A 19590-nucleotide genomic window follows, 5' to 3' on the forward strand; every position below is an offset into this window, starting at 1 on the left:
GAGATGGCTGCGAGCGAAAATCCGGTCATCGTCTGGTTCCGCAAGGATCTGCGCGTCGACGACAACGCCGCGCTCGCCGCCGCCGTGGAGACGGGGCGCCCCATCGTCACGCTCTACATCCGCGAGCCGGAAAAAGCCGGAACAGGCCCGCTCGGGGGTGCGCAGCAATGGTGGCTGCATCATTCGCTGGCCTCGCTCGGCAAGACGCTTCAGAAGCTCGGCTCACCGCTGGTGCTGCGCAGCGGTGCGGCGGATGCGGTGCTTGCCGATCTGATCGAGGAGACCGGCGCCGACGCCGTCCACTGGAACCGCCGGCACGATCCCGCGGGCATCGCGATCGACACGGAGATCAAGGCGGCGCTGAAGGGGCGCGGCATTGCCGCCAAAAGCTTCGCCGGACAATTGCTGCACGACCCGACGCGCCTGATGACCGGGGAGAAAAAGCCGTATCGCGTCTATACGCCGTTCTGGAAGGCGCTGGAGCGGGAGGGCGAGCCGCATGAGCCGATCGACGCGCCGGAGAAACTGACTTCCCTCCGAAAGACCGCTGCATCCGAGACGCTCGACGACTGGGACCTCCTGCCGAAGAAGCCGGATTGGGCGGCCGCATTCCCCGATGTCTGGACACCCGGGGAGGAGGCGGCGCGCGAACGGCTGGAAAGCTTCGTCGACGGCGCGATCGACGGTTACAAACAAGATCGCGACCATCCCGCGATCGACGCGACGTCGATGCTGTCGCCACATCTGGCGCTGGGCGAAATCTCGCCCGCCCGGATCTGGCATGCCACACGCGGCCTGAGGGCGCCGGCGGAGGACGTCGTGCATTTCCGCAAGGAACTCGCCTGGCGGGAATTCTGCTACCACCTGCATTTCCATTTCCCGCAGCTTGCGGAAAAAAACTGGAACGACCGTTTCGACGCCTTCCCTTGGGAAGCGGCTCGCAAGAACTTCAAGCTCTGGACCCGCGGCCAGACGGGCTATCCCATCGTCGACGCCGGCATGCGGCAGCTCTGGAAACATGGCTGGATGCACAACCGCGTGCGCATGATCACCGCTTCCTTCCTGATCAAGCACCTGATGATCGACTGGCGGCGTGGGGAAGAATGGTTTCGCGATACGCTGGTGGATGCCGATGCGGCCTCGAATGCGGCGAACTGGCAATGGGTGGCGGGCTCCGGCGCCGATGCCTCGCCCTTCTTCCGCATCTTTAACCCGATCCTGCAGGGCGAGAAATTCGATGCGGACGGCACCTATGTCCGCACCTTCGTGCCGGAACTGGAGAAGCTCGATGCGGCCTGGATACACAAGCCCTTCGATGCGCCGGAAAGTGCGCTGAAGAAGGCCGGCGTCGAGCTTGGGAAAACCTATCCGAAGCCGATCGTCGATCACGGCAAGGCGCGCGAACACGCACTCGCCGCCTACAAAGCGCTGAAGGGCGACTGAATCAGTCTTCGCGCGCGAGTGCGGAGACGAGCAGCGAGACGAAGGCCTCGCCCGCCTCTTCCAGCGCGCCGCTATTGTCGATGACGACGGTATCGGCGGCGACGACAATTTCCGGCACGGCACGGTCGAGACGCTTTGCAATGCCCTCCGCACTTTCCCGGCCGCGCGCGGCAAGCCGGGCGGCAAGAATGTCCGGCCGCGCGGTGATCACCACGACCTTCAGCCGCGCGTAGGCATCGGCGAAGGCGGGCAAGGCCGAACGGCTGCCATTGGCAACGAGCGTCACGCCGGTCGCCAGCGCGTCCAGCGTTTCGCGCGGGATGCCGTAGGACAGGCCATGCGCCTCCCAGGAGACGGCGAAGCCGCCCTTGGCGGCGCGTGTGCGAAACCCTTCCGCGTCGATCGCCTCATGCTCCTCCCCCCCGGCATCGGCCGGGCGCGTGATGACGCGGCGAACGAAGCGCACACGGGCCTCTTCGGCAAAATGCCGCGCCGCATAGCACATCACGCTATCCTTGCCGGCACCGCTCGGACCGACGACGACGACCATCGTGCCGGCAGCAACGACAGGCGGCTGGCGGACGGCGGCTTCGGCGTCGAGGCTCATGCCACGCGCCTGCCCTGGCGCCAGACGGAGCGCACGACCGGAACGCCGGAGGGGCGGCGCACGCGCACGAGATCGGCGCGCAGGCCCTTGGCGATCGCGCCTCGATCATCGAGGCCGACCGTGCGGGCGGGGGTCGTCGAGACCATGTTGATGGCCTTCGGCAGGTCCATGCCCTCATCGGCGAGGATGAAGGGCGCGTGCATCAGGCTGAACGGCACGTAGTCGGAGGACAGCACGTCGAGCACGCCGATGTTGGCGAGGTCGCGAGCGGCGATGTTGCCGGAATGCGACTTGCCGCGCACGATGTTCGGCGCGCCCATCAGCACGCTCATGCCGGCACCATGCGAGGCCTTCGCGGCTTCGACGCTGGTCGGGAATTCGGCAAGGCGGATGCCGTAGCCGATCGCCTCCTCGACATGCTCCAGCGTCGCATCGTCGTGGCTCGCGACCGAGATGTTGCGGGCGGCGCAGGAGGCGGCGATCGCATCGCGGTGCGGCTTGGCATAGCGGGCGGAAAGGTCCTGCTGGCGCTTGCAGAAGGCGTCGAACTCGTCGTCGGTGAGGCCGCGCTTCTTCTTGTAGTAGAGGATATATTGCTCCAGCGTCTGGAACTGGCGCTGTCCAGGCGCGTGGTCCATCAGCGAGACGAGACGAACGAGCGGATCATCCTCGAATTCCTCGTAGTGTTCCAGCACGTTGTCGGTCGAGACTTCGCAGCGCAGGTGAATGAGGTGTTCCGCGCGCAGGCGGTCCTCGTTCTGCGCCTCTGCGATGGCGTTGGCCATGGCGCGCATCTCGCCCTTCTCGAAGCCGCCGTCCTCGTCCGAGCCCATGCGCAGGCAATCGAAGACGGTGGTGATGCCGGAGGTCACGACCTGGGCGTCGTGTGACTGGATGGCGGCCGTCAGGCCCCAGCGCACGCCGGGGCGCGGCGAATAGTGGGCTTCCAGATGGTCGGTGTGCAGTTCGACGAGGCCGGGGATGAGGAAGTCACCTTCCATGTCCTCGCCCTCATTAGAGGAGCCTTCGGAGATGTCGGCGATCAGGCCATCGCGCAACACCAGCGTGCCGTCGAGGATCCTGTCCTCAAGCACGATGCGGGCATTGGAGAGAACGGTTTCGCGGGTCATGTCAGGCGGTCTTTCTGTTGGCTGCGGCTGCGAGCGGGAAGAGCGAATGGACGGTGAAATCAGCGCCGCGCGACGGCTCCCGGAAGAGCGCCAGACCGGCGATCGTTAGCGGCCGGCCGTGGAAATCGGCGAACTGGTCGAGAAGCACGCGTTCGACGGCATCGCGGCGCTCGGCCGGAACGCGCCCCGTCAGCGTCATGTGGAAGCGGAACTCGTCGAACACGTAAGGATAGCCCCACTGCACCAGGTTCTGGCGCTCGGCGGCCGTGAGTTCGTCGGGCTTGCGGCGGGAAATGTCTGCCGAGGTCAGCGGCGCGCGAAAACGCTCGAAACGGCGCACGACTTCGCCGGCAAAGCTCTGCAACGCGTCGCACTGGTCGCCCGGCACGAGCGCGAAGAACGAGCCGAGCCGGCCGACGACGAGTTCCGGAATGTCGAACGGCTCGGTTTCTGAGACGAACCGGCCGATTTCAGCCACGAAGTCGGCCTCGCTGCGGCCTTCGGCAAGCGCAAAGGGCGCCTTCATCGTGGCGTGGAAACCATAGCGGCGCGGGTCTGCCGTGAGGCCCGAAAGCGTCGCCGCGTCGAACCCGCCCACGGCCGGCTGCTCCAGGGCTGCACCCGTGAACGCATTGCGCCCCAGCCAGCGCTGGGCGGAAAGGGTCAGCGGGTCGCTTGCAGGCGGGGTGAAATAGAGGGCGTAACGCAAGGGCTCATTCCTATAAAATTCAAGTCATGCCGCCGGATCGGCGGCATCGGATCTTGTAGGGATTCGTGTGGCAGCATCATGCCGCCACGCCGATCAATGCGACGGCTTGCCCATCAGGCGGGAACGCAGCGCATTCGATATGCCGTCGAAGACGAAAACCACCATGAGGATCAGCAGTACCATGTAGGCGACGTTCTCCCAGTCGGAATTCGTGCGCATCGCCTCCCAGAGCTTCAGGCCGATACCGCCGGCGCCGACGGCACCGATGATCGTGGCGGAACGGGTGTTCGATTCCCAGAAGTAAAGCGCCTGCGAGGCGAAGAGCGGCATGACCTGGGGCAACACGCCGAAGCGCTGCACGGCGACGGGTGCCGCCCCCACCGACTTCACGCCTTCGCGCTGCTTGTCGTCGATGTTTTCCAGCGCTTCGGAATAGAGTTTGCCGAGCGTGCCGGTGTCGGTAAAGAAGATCGCCGACATGCCGGCGAGCGGCCCGGGACCGAAGGCGCGGGTGAAGAACAACGCCCAGATGAGCATGTCGACGGAGCGCAGGAAGTCGAACAGGCGCTTGGTGATCTGGTTGGAGAACCAGTTGCGCGTGATGTTGCGCGCCGCGAGGAACGCCAGCGGGAAAGCGAGCAGCATCGCAAACAGCGTTCCGACGAAGGCCATGACGATCGTCTGGAGCAGCTTGGTCCAGACGTCGAGATGCTGCCATTCGGAATTGTAGAGGATATTGTCCCAGGCAAGCGACAGGTTCGACTGTTTCGGGTCGATGCGCTCGCCCGAGGTGATCAGCGACACCACGTCAGACGTCGACTTGCCGTGGAAGGGCGAGTTGGTGTCGAACAGGAAATTCGCCCAGCCGAGGAAGCGTTTGCGGATCGAGACATCGTCCGCCTCGATCTCGCCCCAGCCGGCAAACCCAAAGGCCAATGTGATCTTCTGGCCCGGCGTCTTCTGCGTCGCCCAAGCCGGCAGCGTGCCTTCGGGCTTCACCTCGGAACCGTCCACGTCCACCACGAGCGTCTCGCCGGCATGCTGGACCGTCACGCGCTCCGGCACGACCTCGACGCTCGTCGTGGAATTGAGCGTGATCTTCGCGCGCTTGACCACTTCTTCCTCGCGCGTCGTCGCCGTTGCAAGGCCCTCGGCCGCAGCAGCCGAGCCGCCGATGACGGCGCCTTCGCCCATGAAGCCCATTGAGGCGGGCTTCTTTTCCGTCGTGGTCGTGGCACCGGCAGCAGGCGTCGTGCGGGTCATCGTGCCAAGCTCGATTTCGACCCAGTCAGGCTTGGCATTCGGGCCGAGCGGCGAGAAGCGCGGATAAGTGAGCTTCATCGCGCCATCGGGATCGATCGCCACTTCCGGGCGGACCTCGTAGGAGACCCAGTCGGCGAGATAGGTGCCGGCAATGTTCCAGTTCGCGGTGCCGAGCACATGGCCGATCGCGAAAAACCACCAGCAGTAGAGCGCATAGAGCACGAAGCCGCCGGTGATGATGGCGATACGAAAACGCTGCCAGAACGAGCGGTGGAAGACGGCCGGGTGGCGTGCCGCGATCTCATCCATCTGTGCGGAATTGAGGGTCGTCATGGCGCACTCCTATTGAGCCAGCCGGAAGGCATGATCGCCGACCAGCTTGCGGCGCAGCCAGGCGGAAAACTGGTCGACGGCGATGATGGTGATGAGGAGAAGCAGCACGATGGCGAGCGTCTTCGCCTGGTGGTTCTGGCCGATCGATAGGCGCAGCAGCTCGCCGATGCCGCCGCCGCCGACGGCGCCGATGATGGTCGAGGCGCGCACGTTGATTTCAAGGCGCAGCAGGAAATAGCTCACGAAGTTCGGCAGCACCTGCGGCACGATGCCGAACCAGACGCGCTCCACCCAGCTCGCACCCACGGCGCGAAGCCCCTCCTCGGCCTTCATGTCGGCATTCTCGACGACCTCGAAGAACAGCTTTCCAAGCGCACCCACCGTGTGGATCGACACGGCGATGACGGCGGGAAGCGGCCCGAGCGACAGGATGGCGAGGAAGAAGCCGGCGAGCACGACTTCCGGGAAGGCGCGAAGGATTTCCATGAAGCGGCGCACGAAACCGCGCAGCAGGCGGTTGGCGACGAGATTCTTGGCGGCGAGGAAACAGAGCAGGAAACCGAAGACCATGCCGATGATGGTAGAGAACAGCGCGATGTTCAGCGTTTCCAGCATTTTGTGGAAATATTCCGGCACGTAGAGGCTCTCGGTGATGTAGAGCCGGCCTTCGGGATAATTGTACTTGAAGCTGCCATCGTCATAGGGCGACGGCAGGTCGAACAGTGCGCGGAAGACCTCAAAGCCATCGCGTGGCACCATGTCGCCGACGAAGTCGAAGAGATAGGGCAGCCGGTCGAAGAACTTGCCGGCATTCGTCTCGTTGGCGAACCACAGCGAGCCGGAGAGTGCGACCGCAAGGATGGCGAGGCCCAGCCAGGTATAGAGGCGGCGGCGCGCGTTCAGCTCCTGCCAGTGTCGCTCGATCAGTGCGCCCTTCTCGCTGAAGCCGTCGTGGAGCGTGTTCGTGGCCATGGTCTATCCCGGCTTGTTCAAAAAACAGAGGCGCCGGCCGGGGTGCGGCCGGCGCCGATGTCCGTATGGCGATCAGCCGCCGATCGTTGCCTTGCGGGCGTCGATGATCGGCTTGTAGAAGTCGACGTTGACTTCCGTGAACGAGGTGAAGTCACCGCCCATGACGGCGGAGAAGCAGGCTGCGTCCTTCTTCGGCAGGTCGAGCATGAACTGCTTGAACTTCGCCTTGGTCTCGTCAGCCATCGCGCTGCGAACGACGATCGGGCCGTTCGGGATCAGCGGCGACTTCCAGATTTCGACGAGGTCGTTCATGTCGAGAATGCCCTTCTCGACCATCTTGTAGAGGTTGCCGGAGGTGTAGCCGTCCTTGAACTCGCCAACGCCCGAACCGAAGGTCGTGCCGGCATCGAACGTGCCCTTCAGCACTTCGAGGACGAGGTTTTCGTGACCGCCGCCGAAGCCAGTTTCAGCGAAATATTCCTTGACCGGGCCGCCGATGGCTTCCGGCAGGGTGACGAGCGGGATCAGGTAGCCGGAGGTGGAGTCCGGGTCGGCGAAGCCGAGCTTCTTGCCCTTCAGGTCTTCGAGCTTGGTGATGCCGGAATCCTTGCGAGCGACCATGATCGAGTGGTAGCCAGTCGAGCCGTCGGTCTGGACGGTCGTCAGGATCGGCTCGACAGCCTTCGGGTCGGCGAGGTAGATCTTGGCATAGCCGGAAGCGCCGAGTTCGGCGTAGTCGAGCGTACCGCCGAGCAGGCCCTGGATGACGCCGTCATAGTCGGCAGCCGGGAAGAACGAGACCTTCTCGAAGCCGAGGTCGGCCTTCAGGTGATCGCCGAGGCACTGGTAGTTGCGCAGGCGATCCGCTTCGTTTTCGCCGCCGATGATGCCGACGCGGAATTCCTTGAGGTCTTCAGCCTGTACGTGGCCGGCGAGCGCGATGAGCGCGACGGCGCCGAGAAGAACTTTCTTCAGCATGGTCTCTCTCCTGTTTGACCGGCTTTGCCGGCTGGAAGTTTATGACCCTTCACGCGGGTCCTTCGATCCTGGCGGGGAGCTTAAAGCCCGGCCAGTGCCAGCGGTGTCGGGCTGGCGGATTCCTTGATGTTGTCCTGTTTGGCGGGGTTGCGGATCGCCGTGGAGGTCATGCTCTCGTCGATTTCCGCGCCATCTGCGCCCGTGCCGTAGATCGTGCGCACCGCTTCGCTATCGAGCTCGCGCGCCGAACCGTCGAAGACGACGCGGCCATGCGCCATGCCGATGATGCGCTCGCAATAAGCGCGCGCCGTATCGAGCGTGTGCAGGTTGGTGATGACCGTGATGCCCTCGCGCTCGTTGATGTCGCGCAGCGCGTCCATGACGATCTTGGCGTTCAGCGGATCGAGCGAGGCGATCGGCTCGTCCGCGAGCAGCATCTTCGGGTTCTGCATCAGCGCACGCGCAATCGCCACGCGCTGCTGCTGGCCGCCGGAGAGCGTGCCGGCCGGCTGAAGAGCCGTCTGCTCGATGCCGAGGCGTTCGAGCGCGGCAATTGCCATGATGCGCTCTTCCCGGGTGAAGAGGTTGAGGATGCTGAGCGTGGTCGAGCGGTGGTTCAGGCGGCCGAGCAGCACGTTGGTCAGAACGTCGAGACGCGGTACCAGGTTGAACTGCTGGAAGATCATGGCGCAGTCGCGCTGCCAGTTGCGCAGGCCGGAGCCGCGCAGCGACGAGACCTCGATATCATTGAAATGGATCGAACCTTCGCTCGGATCGGCCAGACGGTTGATCATGCGCAGCATGGTGGACTTGCCGGCGCCCGAGCGGCCGATGACGCCGACCATCTGGCCCTGCGGGATGTCGAAGGTCACATCGTCGACCGCAACGCGCTCGCCGAAACGGCGGGTGACATTCTTCAGTCGGAACATGGCGGATCCCTCTTTTTTCAGGCTGAGCCCAAAGTCGGGCAGTGTCGTTTTCGGGACTGGCTGTAAACGCTGTTGATGAAGCGGCAATGTCAGTTTCATGTCGGAAAGATTACAGTCCACAGGGCTGAAATTCCGGCTTCTCGCGCGCCCTCTTACCCGTCGTGACGGGCAAGAAAGGCTTCTGCGTCAAGTTTGCGAAAATCGTCCAAAGCGGTGCGCAACCGGGCATGATCCCAGTCCCACCAGGCGAGTTTTTCCATGCGCTCGGCGATGTTTCGGGGGAAACGTTCGCGGATGACTTTCGCCGCCACGCCGCCGACGATCGTGTAGGGTTCGACGTCTTTTGTGACAACCGCGCCCGATCCTATGACAGCGCCATTGCCGATTGTGACACCGGGCAGAACCGTCGATCCGTGGCCGATCCACACGTCATGGCCGATGGTGACGCGGTGCTCGCGCCGCCAGGCGAAGAAGTCCGGTTCGGGCTCGGCATCGGGCCAGTAATCGTTGGCCCGATAGGTGAAGTGGTGCAACGTCGCGCGCCACATCGGATGGTTCGTTGCGTTGATGCGGACCGACGAGGCGATGTTGGCGAACTTGCCGATCGTCGCGCACCAGACCGAACCATCCTCCATGATGTAGGAATAGTCGCCGATCTCGGCCTCGCTGATGCGGCAGCGCTCGGCGATCTCGGTATAGCGGCCGAGCGTCGTCTCCGCGACCTTCGCCGTCGGATGGATCAGCGGCGTTTCGGAAAGCTTGGTCATGCGGCGGCCTTTCGCGGTGAAAAGGCGGACACATCCACGATGCGGTCGGCGACCTTTTCGCGCACGTCCTCGTCGTGGAAGATGCCGAGCAACGCCACGCCGGCCGCCTTCTTCTCCTCGATCATGCTGACGACGACGGCGCGGTTCGTCGCGTCGAGCGAGGCGGTCGGCTCGTCGAGCAGCAGGATGCGGTGATCGGTGATGAAGCCGCGCGCGATGTTGACGCGCTGCTGCTCACCACCGGAGAAGGTGGCGGGCGGAAGCTGCCAGAGTTCGCGCGGCAGGTTGAGGCGGGCAAGCATCGCTTCCGCGATCTCCCTCGCTTCCGCCGCAGCGGTCCCGCGGCCGAGCAGCGGCTCGGCGACGACATCGACGGCCGCGACGCGCGGCACGGTGCGCAGGAACTGGCTGACGTAGCCGAGTGTGGCGCGGCGCACCGACAGGATCGTGCGCGGATCGGCGGTCGCGAGATCGAGCAGGCGTCCGCCATGTTCGATCAGGATCTGGCCGCTGTCGACGGCATAGTTGCCGTAGACCATCTTCAAGAGCGAGCTCTTGCCGATGCCGGACGGACCACCCAGCACGACGCATTCGCCGGCCTTCACGGAGAAGGCGACATTCGACATCACCGGCAGGCGGATGCCGTCGCGAAGATGCATTGTAAAGCTCTTCGCCACTTCGGAAACAACGAGAGGGGTCGGCATGGTCACACCTGAAGGATCGAGGAGACGAGGAGCTGGGTATAGGCTTCGCGCGGGTCGTCGAGCACGCGGTCGGTCAGCCCCTGCTCGATGACGACGCCGTCCTTCATCACCATCATGCGGTGCGAAAGCAGGCGCGCCACGGCAAGGTCGTGCGTGACGATGATCGCCGACAAGCCCAGGTCCTGAACGAGGCCGCGCAACAGGTCGAGCAGGCGGGCCTGCACCGAGACGTCGAGGCCGCCCGTGGGTTCGTCCATGAAGATCAGGCGCGGCGAGGTCACGAGGTTGCGGGCGATCTGCAGGCGCTGGCGCATGCCGCCGGAAAAGGCGCGTGGCTGGTCGTCGATACGGTCGACGCTGATCTCGACGCGGCCGAGCCAGTTGCCGGCCGTCTCGCGGATATTGCCGTAGTGCCGCTCGCCGACGGCCATCAGCCGCTCGCCGACATTGGCGCCGGCCGAGACGGCCATGCGCAGGCCATCCGCCGGGTTCTGGTGCACGAAGCCCCAGTCGGTGCGCATCAGGAAGCGGCGCTCCGCCTCGCTCATGCGGGAAAGCTCGCGCATTTCCCCATCCCGCATGCGGTATTCGACGGCGCCGGAGCTCGGCATCAGGCGGGTGGCAAGGCAATTGAGCAGCGTCGTCTTGCCGGAGCCGGATTCGCCGACCACCGCCAGAACTTCGCCGGGCCAGAGGTCGAAGGAGACATTCTTGCAGCCGATGCGCGCACCGTAGAACTTTGAAATGTCACGGACTTTGAGCAGAGGGGCGTCAGTCATTCGGCGGCCTCCTTGTTATAGGCGAGATGGCCGCGGTGGCCATTGGCGCAACGTTCCTCGCAATGGTCGGTGTCGGAGCAGACGAACATCCGCCCGCCCTTGTCGTCGAGCACCACTTCGTCGAGATAGACATTCTCCGCGCCGCACAGAGCGCAGGGCTTGTCGAAGGTCTGGATCTCGAAGGGATGATCCTCGAAATCGAGGCTGACGACTTCGGTATAGGGCGGTACGGCGTAGATGCGCTTCTCGCGGCCGGCGCCGAACAACTGGAGCGCCTCCGAGCGGTGCATCTTCGGATTGTCGAATTTCGGCGTCGGCGACGGGTCCATCACGTAACGCCCCTCGACCTTCACCGGATAGGCATAGGTCGTGGCGATATGGCCGTTCTTGGCGATGTCCTCGTAGAGTTTTACATGCATCAAGCCGTATTCTTCCAGCGCATGCATCTTGCGCGTCTCGGTCTCGCGCGGCTCAAGGAAGCGCAAGGGTTCCGGGATCGGCACCTGGTAGACCAGCGTCTGGCCGGCCGTGAGCTTCTCTTCCGGAATGCGGTGGCGCGTCTGGATGATCGTCGCCTCGCGGGTCTTCGTCGTCACCGCGACATTCGCCACCTTCTGGAAGAAGGCACGGATGGAGACGGCGTTGGTCGTGTCGTCGGCGCCCTGGTCGATGACTTTCAGCACATCCTTCGGTCCAAGGATCGCTGCCGTCACTTGCACGCCGCCGGTGCCCCAGCCATAGGGCATCGGCATTTCGCGGCTTGCGAAGGGCACCTGGTAGCCGGGAATGGCGATCGCTTTGAGGATCGCACGACGGATCATGCGTTTCGTCTGTTCGTCGAGATAGGCGAAGTTATAGGTCGCGAGCCCGGCGCTCGTCGGAACATCAGGAGTCATGGGTCGTTTCCTGCTGGGAAAGGAGGAGGACATGGAACTGACCACCTTCATCGTGATCATGATCGCGATACTGGTTGCCGTCGGCGTCTTTTCGCGACGGCGTGAGAAGGACTGAGCTCATTCGGCGGCATCCCTCATGACGGCGTCGGCCCGCTCCTCGTATTCCCGCCGCATGCGGCGCACGAGATCGAGTTCAGCCTGGAAATCCACGTAATGCGGCAGCTTTAGGTGCTCGACGAAACCGGTCGCCTGCACATTGTCCGAATGGGAAATTACGAATTCCTCATCCTGCGCCGGCGCCATGATGTCCTCGCCGAATTCTTCGGCGCGAAGAGCGCGATCGACCAGCGACATGGCCATGGCCTTGCGCTCGCTCTGGCCGAAGACGAGGCCGTAGCCGCGGGTGAACTGCGGCGGGTTCTTTGCCGAGCCCTTGAACTGGTTGACCATCTGGCATTCGGTAACCTGGATGCGGCCGAGCGAGACGGAGAAACCGAGCTCCGGCATGTCCAGCTCCACCTCGACCTCGCCGATGCGCACTTCTCCGACGAAGGGATGGGTGCGGGCATAACCGCGCTGGGTGGAATAACCGAGCGCCAGCAGAAAACCTTCGTCGCCACGGGCAAGCGCCTGCAAGCGCAGGTCTCGCGCCATCGGGAATTCCAGCGGCTCGCGCGTGAGATCCCCCGCGACATGGCCCTCCAGCAGGTTGCCATCATCCTCGACGAGGCCTTCGCGGGCCAGGATGTCGGAGACGCGCATGACCGGCTCGCCGGGCTCGTCGCGTTCGAGGGCCGTGTCGACCGGTTCGTCGCCGAGCAGCGACGGGTCGAGAAGGCGGTGCGTATAGTCGAAGGTGGGCCCAAGAAGCTGGCCGCCCGGCAGGTCCTTGTAGGTCGCCGAAACGCGACGCTCGACGAGCATCGCGCCCGTCTCGACCGGCTTCGAATAACCGAAGCGCGGCAGCGTGGTGCGATAGGCGCGCAGGATGAAGATCGCCTCGATCATGTCGCCCCGCGCCTGCCGGACGGCAAGGGCCGCAAGCGCCCGGTCGTAGAGCGAGGCTTCCGCCATCACCCTGTCGACGGCGAGCCCGAGCTGGGCGACGATCTGCTCGATGCCGATCGCCGGCAGCGAACGGTCACCGCGGCGGCGGTCGGCGAGAAGGCGGTGGGCGTTGGAGATGGCGGCTTCGCCACCCTTGACGGCAACATACATGGCTCAGGCCTCCTTCACGCGAAGAACGGTGGTGCGCGGCAGGCACAGGATCCGGTCGCCGGCAACGAGGATCAGGTCCACGCCGCGCGGAAAATTCTGCCGGTTCTCCGACCAGAAATGCGGGAACATGTCCGGCAGGCCGAGCGGTGCGATCTCTTCTTCCGTGCGGATGCCGGGGCCGGTCAGCACGAGCGGGCGGCCACCTTCGAAAGCTTCGATCTCGACGACGAGCGTCGTGGAACGATCCGGATATTCCTGCGTGCCCTGCGCGAAGAGGCAGAGATTGGGCAGCATCGCGCCCTTTTCCACGAAAGCGAAACGGGCGTTCTGGCGCTCCTCCGTCAGCGTTGCGCCGGCATTGAAGGCGAGCCAGCCGGGCAGCGCCGAGGCGCCGAGCTTCGGCGTCAGCCAGACGGTGGTGTCATGGTCGCAGAGGGTGAGCGCGACGGCGCCGGCGGCGGCGTTGAGCGGTGCCGGTGGCATGACGGGCGCGGCAACCTGGCCGATCGTGCCCGGGCGGGCCATGCAGTCCATCAGCGTGCGGAAGACGGCCTGCGCCTCGAACACCGGCTGCGCAAAGCCGCCGGCAAAGGCGAGCGTATCGAGTGACATCAGTCCTCTCCCCGAACCATGGTGAAGAAATCGACGCGTGTGGCGGCCGTCTGACGCGCCTTTTCAGCGTCCTCGTCGGCAATGCGCGCCGCAATGGCATCAAGCAGCGTTTCGACATCCGCCTTGCGGGCTGGCTGCTGGAAGAGCGCATCGAATGTCGCGGCAAGCCGCGCCTTGACGGGGTCCGTACCGAGCGACTGGCCGTGGCCGACCGTGCCGTCTTCCAGCCGGATGCTGGCGCGGGTGACCGTCGCCTCGCCGAGATTGAACGGCGCGCCGCCACCGCCGATGCGGCCGCGCACCATGACGAGGCCGGTTTCCGGCCCGCGCACGGGCTGGACGGCCGGCTTGTCGTCAATCGCGTCCCAGGCCGCCTGCAATTCCGCGCGGCTCGCCTTCGCCAGCAGGCCCATCGCCCTCTGCCGCTCGCCGGCCGCGCCTTTCGCGGCGCTCTCGGCAGATTTCTGTGTTGATGTCATTGTCATCTCTCCAAATGTCTATTAATCTAGACAACCGAACATCTAAGTCTTGTCTTATTGGGCGGGAATGACAAGGGTGTGACAGAGGGTATTCGCGGGGGCGAAAATGGTGGAACGACAATCGGGCGTGGCGCTTTGGCGCCAGATCGCGGATCGCATGCGGCTTGCGATCAACAATGGCGATTTCGACGAGACCGGCATGATGCCGCCGGAAGTGGTGCTGGCCGGCCGCTTCGGCGTGAACCGGCATACGGTGCGCAGCGCCATGGCGGCGCTTACGGAAGAAGGCATCGTCCGGCCGATCCAGGGCATCGGCACCCGCATCGAGCGGCGCGACCGCCTGCGTTTCCCGATTTCGCGGCGCACGCGTTTTTCGCAGGGCCTTGGCAACCAGGCGCGCGATCTCGAAGGCAAGCTGCTGGATGCTGCGACGGAAGCCGCACCGGCCATCGTTACGGAAGCCTTGGGGCTGGCGGCCGGTTCACGCTGCGTGCGGCTGGAAATCGTCAGCAGCGCCGACAAGCGGCCGATCTCGCGCTCGACGAGCTACTTCCCGGCCGACCGTTTCGCCGGCATGGCGGAGGCTTACGAGAAGACCCGGTCGATCACCGCGTCCTTCCGCGAACTCGGCCTTCCCGACTATGTGCGCCGCTCCACCGAAATATCGGCCATCCATGCCGAGGGCGACGACATGCGGCAACTGAAGCTCTCGCCAGGTGCCATCATCCTCGTGGCGGTGGCCACCAATACCGACCTCGACGGCACGCCCATCCAGTTTTCCCGTACGCGTTTTGCCGCCGATCGCGTCAAGCTGACGGTGGAGCCGGAGCCCGAGGTTATTTCCGGCAGCAGAGGATGAAGCGGCGGTAAAGCAGCGTGCGCAGCTTGTTGCGCAGATCCGCGGTGCGGCGCTGCGCGGCAGCGATCGGCGCATGCGAGCCGATCGTCATGTTGCGAAAGCCTGCTGCTTCCAGCAGCGGCAGCACGCGGTTGACGCTGAGGCCGTCTCCGAAGGGAAGCCGCTCCATGATGCTGGCATGCCGCTCGCTCATCGCGCCGTCATAGTGGGGATCGACGCCGGCAAACCTGTCGATGACCGCGATGGCGCGGCTTGCCAGCCGGCCGAGCCGGGTGGGTGCCGCCCAGTCGCCATCGAAGAACAGCAGCGTGCCGCCGGGCTTCAGCATGCGGTGCCATTCGGCAAAGGCGTGTTGCGGCGTCGTCAGCGTCCAGACCAGGTGGCGGCAGACGATCGCGTCATAGCTTTCGTCCGGCTCCATCGGGTTTTCCGCATCGGCGAGCAGGAAGCGCAGCCCCTTCGCGCCGGCATGTTTTCGCCGCGCGACCTCCAGCATCGCCTCGGAAAAATCGAGCGCCGTCACTTCGTGGCCGAGCGACAGCAGCAGGCGCGTCACCTCCCCCGTGCCGCAGGCAAGCTCCAGCACGCGGCGCGGTTGCGGGCCGAGCCGCTCGCGGATCGCTGCCGCCCAGGCATCGAATTCCGGGCCTTCCGGAATGCGGTGGCCGAAGGCGAGGTCGAAGGTTTCGGACCGTCGCGACCAGTAGTCGCGAATGTCTTCCTTGAGGTGGCTGTTGGGGAGGGCTCCGTGCATCAGTTTCCCTCGCCTGCGACGAGTTTCAGGCGCGGCGGCCGCGGATCGGGACGGCGATAGCGGATGACGCAGCCACCGGCGCCGTCGCGCTCGACGTCAACGGTCACGCCGAAGACATCGTGCAGGCGCTCTGGCTCCAGCACCTTGGCGGGTGTGCCGAGGGCCACGATGCGGCCGCCTTGCATGACGGCGATGCGGTCGCAGAACATGGCGGCGTGGTTGAGGTCGTGCAGGGCTGCGACCACGGTCAGCTCCTGTTCGCGCACCAGCTGGAGCAGGCCGATCTGATGGCCGATGTCGAGATGGTTGGTCGGCTCGTCGAGCAGCAGGATCGGCGATTGCTGCGCGAGCGCGCGGGCAATGTGCAGCCGCTGCCGCTCGCCACCGGAGAGCGTGTGCCAGAGCCGATCGGCGAAATGCGCCATGTCGACCTCCTCCAGCGCCCGGTCGACGATCGCATCGTCCGCTTTCGACCAGGGCGTCAGCGCGCCGAGATGCGGCGTGCGGCCGAGCTCGACGGCCTGGCGGGCGGTGATGCGCTCGGTCGTCTCCGCCTGCTGCTCGACGAAGGCGATGCGCTGGGCGATCTCGCGCCGGCCATGCGCCTGCAAGGGCCTGCCGCCGAGCAGGACGTCGCCGCGCTGCGGCTTGCGGATGCCGGCGATCAGCGCCATCAGGCTGGTCTTGCCGGAGCCGTTCGGGCCGATGATGCCGAGGAACTCGCCGGGGCGCACGTCGAGCGAGACATCCGACAGGATGGTCGTGCCGCCGGCCGACCAGAAGAGACCATTTGCCGAGAGCGTCATAGCGCCGATCTCCGCTGGCTGAGGATGAGGGCGAAGGCCGGCGCGCCGAACAGCGCCGTGATGACGCCGATGGGCAGCACCTGGCCGGGGATGATGACGCGCGACAGCACGTCTGCCGCGATCATGAAGATCGCGCCGATGAGCGCGGAAGCCGGCAGCAGCAGGCCATGGCGAACACCGACGACCATGCGCGCGGCATGCGGAATGACGAGGCCGACGAAGCCGATCGAGCCGACGATCGACACCATGGTTGCCGTCATCAGCGCGGAGATGGCGATCAGCACGATATAGACGCGGCGCACCGGAATGCCGAGCGAGGCGGCCGATTCCGTGCCGAAGGTGAAGGCGTCGAGCGCGCGGGCATGCCACAGGCAGACGAGAAGGCCGAGGATCGCCACCGGCAGCGCCAGCCAGACATCCGGCCAGCGCACGCCGGAGAGATTGCCGAGCAGCCAGAACATGATGCCGCGCGCCTGTTCGGCGCTTTCGGCCTTGGTGACGATGAAGGAGGTGAGCGCATTGAAGAGCTGCGAGCCGGCGATGCCGGCAAGGATGATCGCGCCGGTGCCCCGCCCTGCCCGCACGGCAAGCGCACTGACAAGGCCGAAGGCGACGATTGCGCCGAGGAATGCGCCGGCCGGCAGCGTCAAGGCGCCCGCGCCGATGCCGAGAATGGCGACGGAGACCGCGCCGGTGGACGCCCCCGCCGAAATGCCGAGGATATAGGGATCGGCGAGCGCATTGCGCAGCAGCGATTGCAGGATGACGCCGCAGAGCGCCAGCGCCGAGCCGCAGCAGGCGGCGACCACCGCCCGGCTCAGCCGGTAGTTCCAGATGATGCCCTCATCGATCGGCTCGATTGCGTGCCCCGCCTGCCAGAGGCGGTTCGCCACCGTCTTCGCGACGATATCGAGCGGTATCGCCGTCTCGCCGACGGCGGCCCCGACGCCGAGCGCGACGACCAGCAGGACGAGCGCCGCGAAAGCGGCGCCCGTGCGGAACAAGAGGGGGCGTTCCGCTATCACTTCGCCAGACCAGCCTTTTCAATGGCATCGGCAAGCTGCTCGATGCCCTCGATCGTGCGGATCGTGGGGTTCATCGCCTGCGCGTCCATATCGAAGACATGGTTGTTCTTGACGGCCGGCATCAGGCTTGCCACCGGGTCGGTCTTCAGGAAGTCGAGCTTTGCCTCGAGGCTGTCGAGCGGATAGCGGCGGCGTTCCATCGAACCGGCCACGATGATCGTCGGACCCGACTTGGCGATCGTTTCCCAGCCCACCATCGGCCACTCGTCGTCGGTCTTGATGATGTTGTCGATGCCCAATGCCGACATGATGTAGCCGGGCGCACCGTTCTTGCCGGCGACATAGGGATCGGAATCAGCCGCGCTGGAGAACCAGAACACGGCCGACAGCTTGCCATCCGCAGCCGCGACCTTGGCGCGGGCCGCCGCCTCGCGTGCCTTCAGTTCGGCAACGACCTCTTCGCCCTTGTCCTGTACGTTGTAGATCTGTGCCAGTTCGCGCACTTCCTGATAGACGAGGTCCATCGTGAAGACCTGATGGCGCACGCCGTCGCTTGCGGCGCTGTTCTCCTTACCGACGCAATCGGACGGGGATGTGTAGACCGGAATGCCAAGCTCCTCGAACTGTTCGGGTTTGGCGACCACGCCTTCCGGGCCGATCTGCCATTGGAACTGGACCGTGACGATATCCGGCTTCTTGCCGAGCACGCTCTCGAAGCTCGGGTCATTGTCCGCGAGGCGATCGATCTTGGCATTGACCTCTTCATAGCCCTTCAGAACGGGGCCGACCCAGAGCGCGGTGCCGACCACGCGGTCTGCAAGACCGAGCATGTAGAGAATTTCGGTCGAGCTCTGGCCGACCGAAACGGTTTGCGTCGGCGCCTTCTGGAAGGTGACCGGACGGCCGCAATTCTGCAGCGTCAGCGGATACTGCGTCTCGGCCGCCGCGGCGGTGTAGGCTGAAAGCAGAAGCGCCGCAGAGCCGGCGACGAGCGAGAGCAGCGATGCGGACCGCGCGGCCGCAGAAAACAGGGTCATGTATTTCTCCCGGATGAATGAAAGCGTGCGGCCTCAGCCGACGCGCCAAAGGGGGCGGATCGATCGCGGTCGGGAGAAAACGAGGGAAGGTCTGCCAGGTACGGCAGGCAGGTTCGTCATGGCGTCTCCGTTCCGGGCATCCCCGCCCGTGACTTGGATTGTTGCTATGACGGCAGGTCTCCTGGCTCACGGATATCTGCTGCCTGTCTGCCTTCCCGCGGAAAACCGCAGTGGCATGACGCGAAAATCGCGTCCGAGGACAGGCGGCAATCCGCCTACAGTTGCGGGGGCAGCCACGGAATGGGTCCCTGTTGGGTCGTCCGTACCGTGTTCCCTATTAATCCCCTGGGAGTCATCCTTCAGGGAACCGTCATCCCATCCTTAGTCCCCGGCAGTCGGCAGCGTCAAGGCGCTCAGCTCTCGAAATCCCCGAAGACGTCCTGAAGGCGGGTCAGCGTGTCGACGCGCTCGCTCACAGCCTCGCCCATCACGACGATGATGTTGGAGAGCATAAGGTCCATGACGGCGGTCATGGTGGCCGCGCCATCCCACAGCGGCCCGTGCGAGCCTGGCACGATGAGGCAGATATCCGAGACCTCCGGCCCCCAGGGGCAGAACTCGTCTGTCAGGAGCACGACCTTGACGCCCGCGCGTCGCGCCTCCAGCGCCAGCGGCCGCGCCTTGGCGGCAAAGCGGCGCACGTCGTGCAGAAACAGCAGGCGCCCCTCGACGGAGCCGTCCAGCAGTTCGGAATAGGTGCCGTTCAGCCCGTCGACGAATTGCACGCGAGGCCGCGTATAGGAAAGCTGGCTCGCGAAATACTGCGCGATGCCGCGCACGTTCTGGTAGGCGGCGACATAGATCTCCGTTGCGCCGACCAGCGCATCGATCGTCTGCTGCCATTCCGGCGCATTGGTGATTTCGTAGATCTGGCCGAGATTGTCGATCTGCTGCTGGATGAGGCCCGCGAGAAGTTTTCCTTCCTTGCGGTCCTGCTCCAGCCGGTCGACCTGGCCCTTGACCTGCCAGGCGGGGTTGGAGCTGCCGCGGCGCAATTCGCCCTTAAGCTCGTCGAGGCCGTCAAAACCCATGCGGCGGAGATACCGCCCGACGGTCATCGGGGAAAGTTCCAGCCGCTGGGCGATGGAGCGCGCCGTCTCGAAGGGCAGATCGGCGATGTTGCGCTCGATATAGTTGGCGATCAGCTTGTCGGATTTGGACCGCCGGAGGTCGTCGGACTGAACGAGCTTCAGAATGCGTTTCGACACGTCGCCCTCCCCCAAAAAGACC

Annotated in this window: 21 protein-coding genes and 1 riboswitch; of the genes, 2 read left to right on the forward strand and 19 right to left on the reverse strand. The window is 65.0% G+C overall.

The features are described 5' to 3' along the window. The first annotated feature begins 3 nt into the window (after positions 1–3). Positions 4–1443 (forward strand): cryptochrome/photolyase family protein, encoded by a 1440-nt coding sequence (locus AC1Q6Z_RS14105; protein ID WP_492648273.1) that lies wholly within the window; start codon positions 4–6, stop codon positions 1441–1443. A 1-nt stretch (position 1444) separates the two neighbouring features. Here AC1Q6Z_RS14105 and phnN read toward each other — a convergent pair whose 3' ends face one another. From phnN to phnG, 14 genes are all read right to left on the reverse strand, one after another. Next, on the reverse strand, positions 1445–2050 hold the full coding sequence (phnN, locus tag AC1Q6Z_RS14110; protein ID WP_492648274.1) for a phosphonate metabolism protein/1,5-bisphosphokinase (PRPP-forming) PhnN: 606 nt from the start codon (positions 2048–2050) through the stop codon (positions 1445–1447). Continuing rightward, positions 2047–3180, reverse strand: a complete 1134-nt coding sequence (locus AC1Q6Z_RS14115) for an alpha-D-ribose 1-methylphosphonate 5-triphosphate diphosphatase (protein WP_492648275.1) — start codon at positions 3178–3180, stop codon at positions 2047–2049. The genes phnN and AC1Q6Z_RS14115 overlap by 4 nt, the downstream gene beginning before the upstream one ends. A gap of 1 nt (position 3181) precedes the next feature. Then, complete coding sequence (locus AC1Q6Z_RS14120) at positions 3182–3889, reverse strand: DUF1045 domain-containing protein (protein ID WP_492648276.1); 708 nt, start codon at positions 3887–3889, stop codon at positions 3182–3184. Between the two features lie 93 nt (positions 3890–3982). Continuing rightward, positions 3983–5485 carry a phosphonate ABC transporter, permease protein PhnE gene (gene phnE, locus AC1Q6Z_RS14125; RefSeq protein WP_492648277.1) on the reverse strand — a complete coding sequence of 501 codons (1503 nt, stop codon included), beginning with the start codon at positions 5483–5485 and terminating at the stop codon, positions 3983–3985. A 9-nt stretch (positions 5486–5494) separates the two neighbouring features. Continuing rightward, positions 5495–6457 (reverse strand): phosphonate ABC transporter, permease protein PhnE, encoded by a 963-nt coding sequence (gene phnE / locus AC1Q6Z_RS14130; protein WP_492648278.1) that lies wholly within the window; start codon positions 6455–6457, stop codon positions 5495–5497. A 72-nt stretch (positions 6458–6529) separates the two neighbouring features. Next, positions 6530–7435 (reverse strand): phosphonate ABC transporter substrate-binding protein, encoded by a 906-nt coding sequence (gene phnD / locus AC1Q6Z_RS14135; RefSeq protein WP_435265992.1) that lies wholly within the window; start codon positions 7433–7435, stop codon positions 6530–6532. 80 nt (positions 7436–7515) lie between these two features. After that, positions 7516–8364: a phosphonate ABC transporter ATP-binding protein gene (gene phnC / locus AC1Q6Z_RS14140; RefSeq protein WP_256116859.1), complete on the reverse strand. Its 849-nt coding sequence runs from the start codon at positions 8362–8364 to the stop codon at positions 7516–7518. A gap of 152 nt (positions 8365–8516) precedes the next feature. Then, positions 8517–9131, reverse strand: a complete 615-nt coding sequence (locus tag AC1Q6Z_RS14145; RefSeq protein ID WP_492648279.1) for a DapH/DapD/GlmU-related protein — start codon at positions 9129–9131, stop codon at positions 8517–8519. Beyond that, positions 9128–9835: a phosphonate C-P lyase system protein PhnL gene (phnL, locus tag AC1Q6Z_RS14150; protein ID WP_439617458.1), complete on the reverse strand. Its 708-nt coding sequence runs from the start codon at positions 9833–9835 to the stop codon at positions 9128–9130. Before phnL ends, AC1Q6Z_RS14145 begins: the two co-directional genes overlap by 4 nt. 2 nt (positions 9836–9837) lie before the next feature. Next, entirely contained in the window at positions 9838–10614 is a 777-nt protein-coding gene (gene phnK, locus AC1Q6Z_RS14155) for a phosphonate C-P lyase system protein PhnK (RefSeq protein WP_256116864.1), read from the reverse strand. Beyond that, positions 10611–11510, reverse strand: a complete 900-nt coding sequence (locus AC1Q6Z_RS14160) for an alpha-D-ribose 1-methylphosphonate 5-phosphate C-P-lyase PhnJ (protein WP_256116865.1) — start codon at positions 11508–11510, stop codon at positions 10611–10613. The genes phnK and AC1Q6Z_RS14160 overlap by 4 nt, the downstream gene beginning before the upstream one ends. Positions 11511–11627: 117 nt before the next feature. Next, entirely contained in the window at positions 11628–12728 is a 1101-nt protein-coding gene (locus tag AC1Q6Z_RS14165; protein WP_492648280.1) for a carbon-phosphorus lyase complex subunit, read from the reverse strand. A gap of 3 nt (positions 12729–12731) precedes the next feature. Continuing rightward, positions 12732–13340, reverse strand: a complete 609-nt coding sequence (gene phnH, locus AC1Q6Z_RS14170) for a phosphonate C-P lyase system protein PhnH (RefSeq protein ID WP_492648281.1) — start codon at positions 13338–13340, stop codon at positions 12732–12734. Next, a complete protein-coding gene (gene phnG, locus AC1Q6Z_RS14175; protein ID WP_492648282.1) occupies positions 13340–13825 on the reverse strand; it encodes a phosphonate C-P lyase system protein PhnG in 486 nt (161 codons plus the stop codon). The genes phnH and phnG overlap by 1 nt, the downstream gene beginning before the upstream one ends. 100 nt (positions 13826–13925) lie before the next feature. Here phnG and phnF point away from each other — a divergent pair, with 100 nt between their 5' ends. Further along, positions 13926–14678: a phosphonate metabolism transcriptional regulator PhnF gene (phnF, locus tag AC1Q6Z_RS14180; protein ID WP_256116875.1), complete on the forward strand. Its 753-nt coding sequence runs from the start codon at positions 13926–13928 to the stop codon at positions 14676–14678. Here the strand turns inward: phnF and AC1Q6Z_RS14185 are convergent. From AC1Q6Z_RS14185 to AC1Q6Z_RS14205, 5 genes are all read right to left on the reverse strand, one after another. Beyond that, positions 14656–15432 carry a class I SAM-dependent methyltransferase gene (locus AC1Q6Z_RS14185; RefSeq protein ID WP_492648283.1) on the reverse strand — a complete coding sequence of 259 codons (777 nt, stop codon included), beginning with the start codon at positions 15430–15432 and terminating at the stop codon, positions 14656–14658. The genes phnF and AC1Q6Z_RS14185 overlap by 23 nt on opposite strands. After that, positions 15432–16238, reverse strand: coding sequence for an ABC transporter ATP-binding protein (locus tag AC1Q6Z_RS14190; RefSeq protein ID WP_492648284.1), 807 nt, complete (start codon positions 16236–16238; stop codon positions 15432–15434). Before AC1Q6Z_RS14190 ends, AC1Q6Z_RS14185 begins: the two co-directional genes overlap by 1 nt. Then, on the reverse strand, positions 16235–17242 hold the full coding sequence (locus AC1Q6Z_RS14195) for a FecCD family ABC transporter permease (protein WP_492648285.1): 1008 nt from the start codon (positions 17240–17242) through the stop codon (positions 16235–16237). The genes AC1Q6Z_RS14190 and AC1Q6Z_RS14195 overlap by 4 nt, the downstream gene beginning before the upstream one ends. Positions 17243–17259: 17 nt before the next feature. Beyond that, on the reverse strand, positions 17260–18300 hold the full coding sequence (locus AC1Q6Z_RS14200; RefSeq protein WP_492648286.1) for an ABC transporter substrate-binding protein: 1041 nt from the start codon (positions 18298–18300) through the stop codon (positions 17260–17262). A gap of 154 nt (positions 18301–18454) precedes the next feature. Beyond that, a riboswitch (cobalamin riboswitch) is annotated at positions 18455–18687 on the reverse strand. 26 nt (positions 18688–18713) lie between these two features. Continuing rightward, positions 18714–19568 carry a MurR/RpiR family transcriptional regulator gene (locus AC1Q6Z_RS14205; RefSeq protein WP_256116882.1) on the reverse strand — a complete coding sequence of 285 codons (855 nt, stop codon included), beginning with the start codon at positions 19566–19568 and terminating at the stop codon, positions 18714–18716. Positions 19569–19590: the final 22 nt, after the last annotated feature.

Source organism: Shinella sp. GW835-FHT14H05 (assembly GCF_058793575.1).

Bases quoted from the DNA above. Each gene is read 5' to 3' on its own strand.
- phnE (WP_492648278.1), bottom strand. From the start codon at position 6,457: ATGGCCACGAACACGCTCCACGACGGCTTCAGCGAGAAGGGCGCACTG.
- phnL (WP_439617458.1), bottom strand. From the start codon at position 9,835: ATGCCGACCCCTCTCGTTGTTTCCGAAGTGGCGAAGAGCTTTACAATG.
- AC1Q6Z_RS14185 (WP_492648283.1), bottom strand. From the start codon at position 15,432: ATGCACGGAGCCCTCCCCAACAGCCACCTCAAGGAAGACATTCGCGAC.
- phnK (WP_256116864.1), bottom strand. From the start codon at position 10,614: ATGACTGACGCCCCTCTGCTCAAAGTCCGTGACATTTCAAAGTTCTAC.
- AC1Q6Z_RS14145 (WP_492648279.1), bottom strand. From the start codon at position 9,131: ATGACCAAGCTTTCCGAAACGCCGCTGATCCATCCGACGGCGAAGGTC.
- AC1Q6Z_RS14160 (WP_256116865.1), bottom strand. From the start codon at position 11,510: ATGACTCCTGATGTTCCGACGAGCGCCGGGCTCGCGACCTATAACTTC.
- phnN (WP_492648274.1), bottom strand. From the start codon at position 2,050: ATGAGCCTCGACGCCGAAGCCGCCGTCCGCCAGCCGCCTGTCGTTGCT.
- AC1Q6Z_RS14165 (WP_492648280.1), bottom strand. From the start codon at position 12,728: ATGTATGTTGCCGTCAAGGGTGGCGAAGCCGCCATCTCCAACGCCCAC.
- AC1Q6Z_RS14115 (WP_492648275.1), bottom strand. From the start codon at position 3,180: ATGACCCGCGAAACCGTTCTCTCCAATGCCCGCATCGTGCTTGAGGAC.
- phnC (WP_256116859.1), bottom strand. From the start codon at position 8,364: ATGTTCCGACTGAAGAATGTCACCCGCCGTTTCGGCGAGCGCGTTGCG.
- phnG (WP_492648282.1), bottom strand. From the start codon at position 13,825: ATGACAATGACATCAACACAGAAATCTGCCGAGAGCGCCGCGAAAGGC.
- phnD (WP_435265992.1), bottom strand. From the start codon at position 7,435: ATGCTGAAGAAAGTTCTTCTCGGCGCCGTCGCGCTCATCGCGCTCGCC.
- phnH (WP_492648281.1), bottom strand. From the start codon at position 13,340: ATGTCACTCGATACGCTCGCCTTTGCCGGCGGCTTTGCGCAGCCGGTG.
- AC1Q6Z_RS14200 (WP_492648286.1), bottom strand. From the start codon at position 18,300: ATGACCCTGTTTTCTGCGGCCGCGCGGTCCGCATCGCTGCTCTCGCTC.
- phnE (WP_492648277.1), bottom strand. From the start codon at position 5,485: ATGACGACCCTCAATTCCGCACAGATGGATGAGATCGCGGCACGCCAC.
- AC1Q6Z_RS14190 (WP_492648284.1), bottom strand. From the start codon at position 16,238: ATGACGCTCTCGGCAAATGGTCTCTTCTGGTCGGCCGGCGGCACGACC.
- AC1Q6Z_RS14105 (WP_492648273.1), top strand. From the start codon at position 4: ATGGCTGCGAGCGAAAATCCGGTCATCGTCTGGTTCCGCAAGGATCTG.
- phnF (WP_256116875.1), top strand. From the start codon at position 13,926: ATGGTGGAACGACAATCGGGCGTGGCGCTTTGGCGCCAGATCGCGGAT.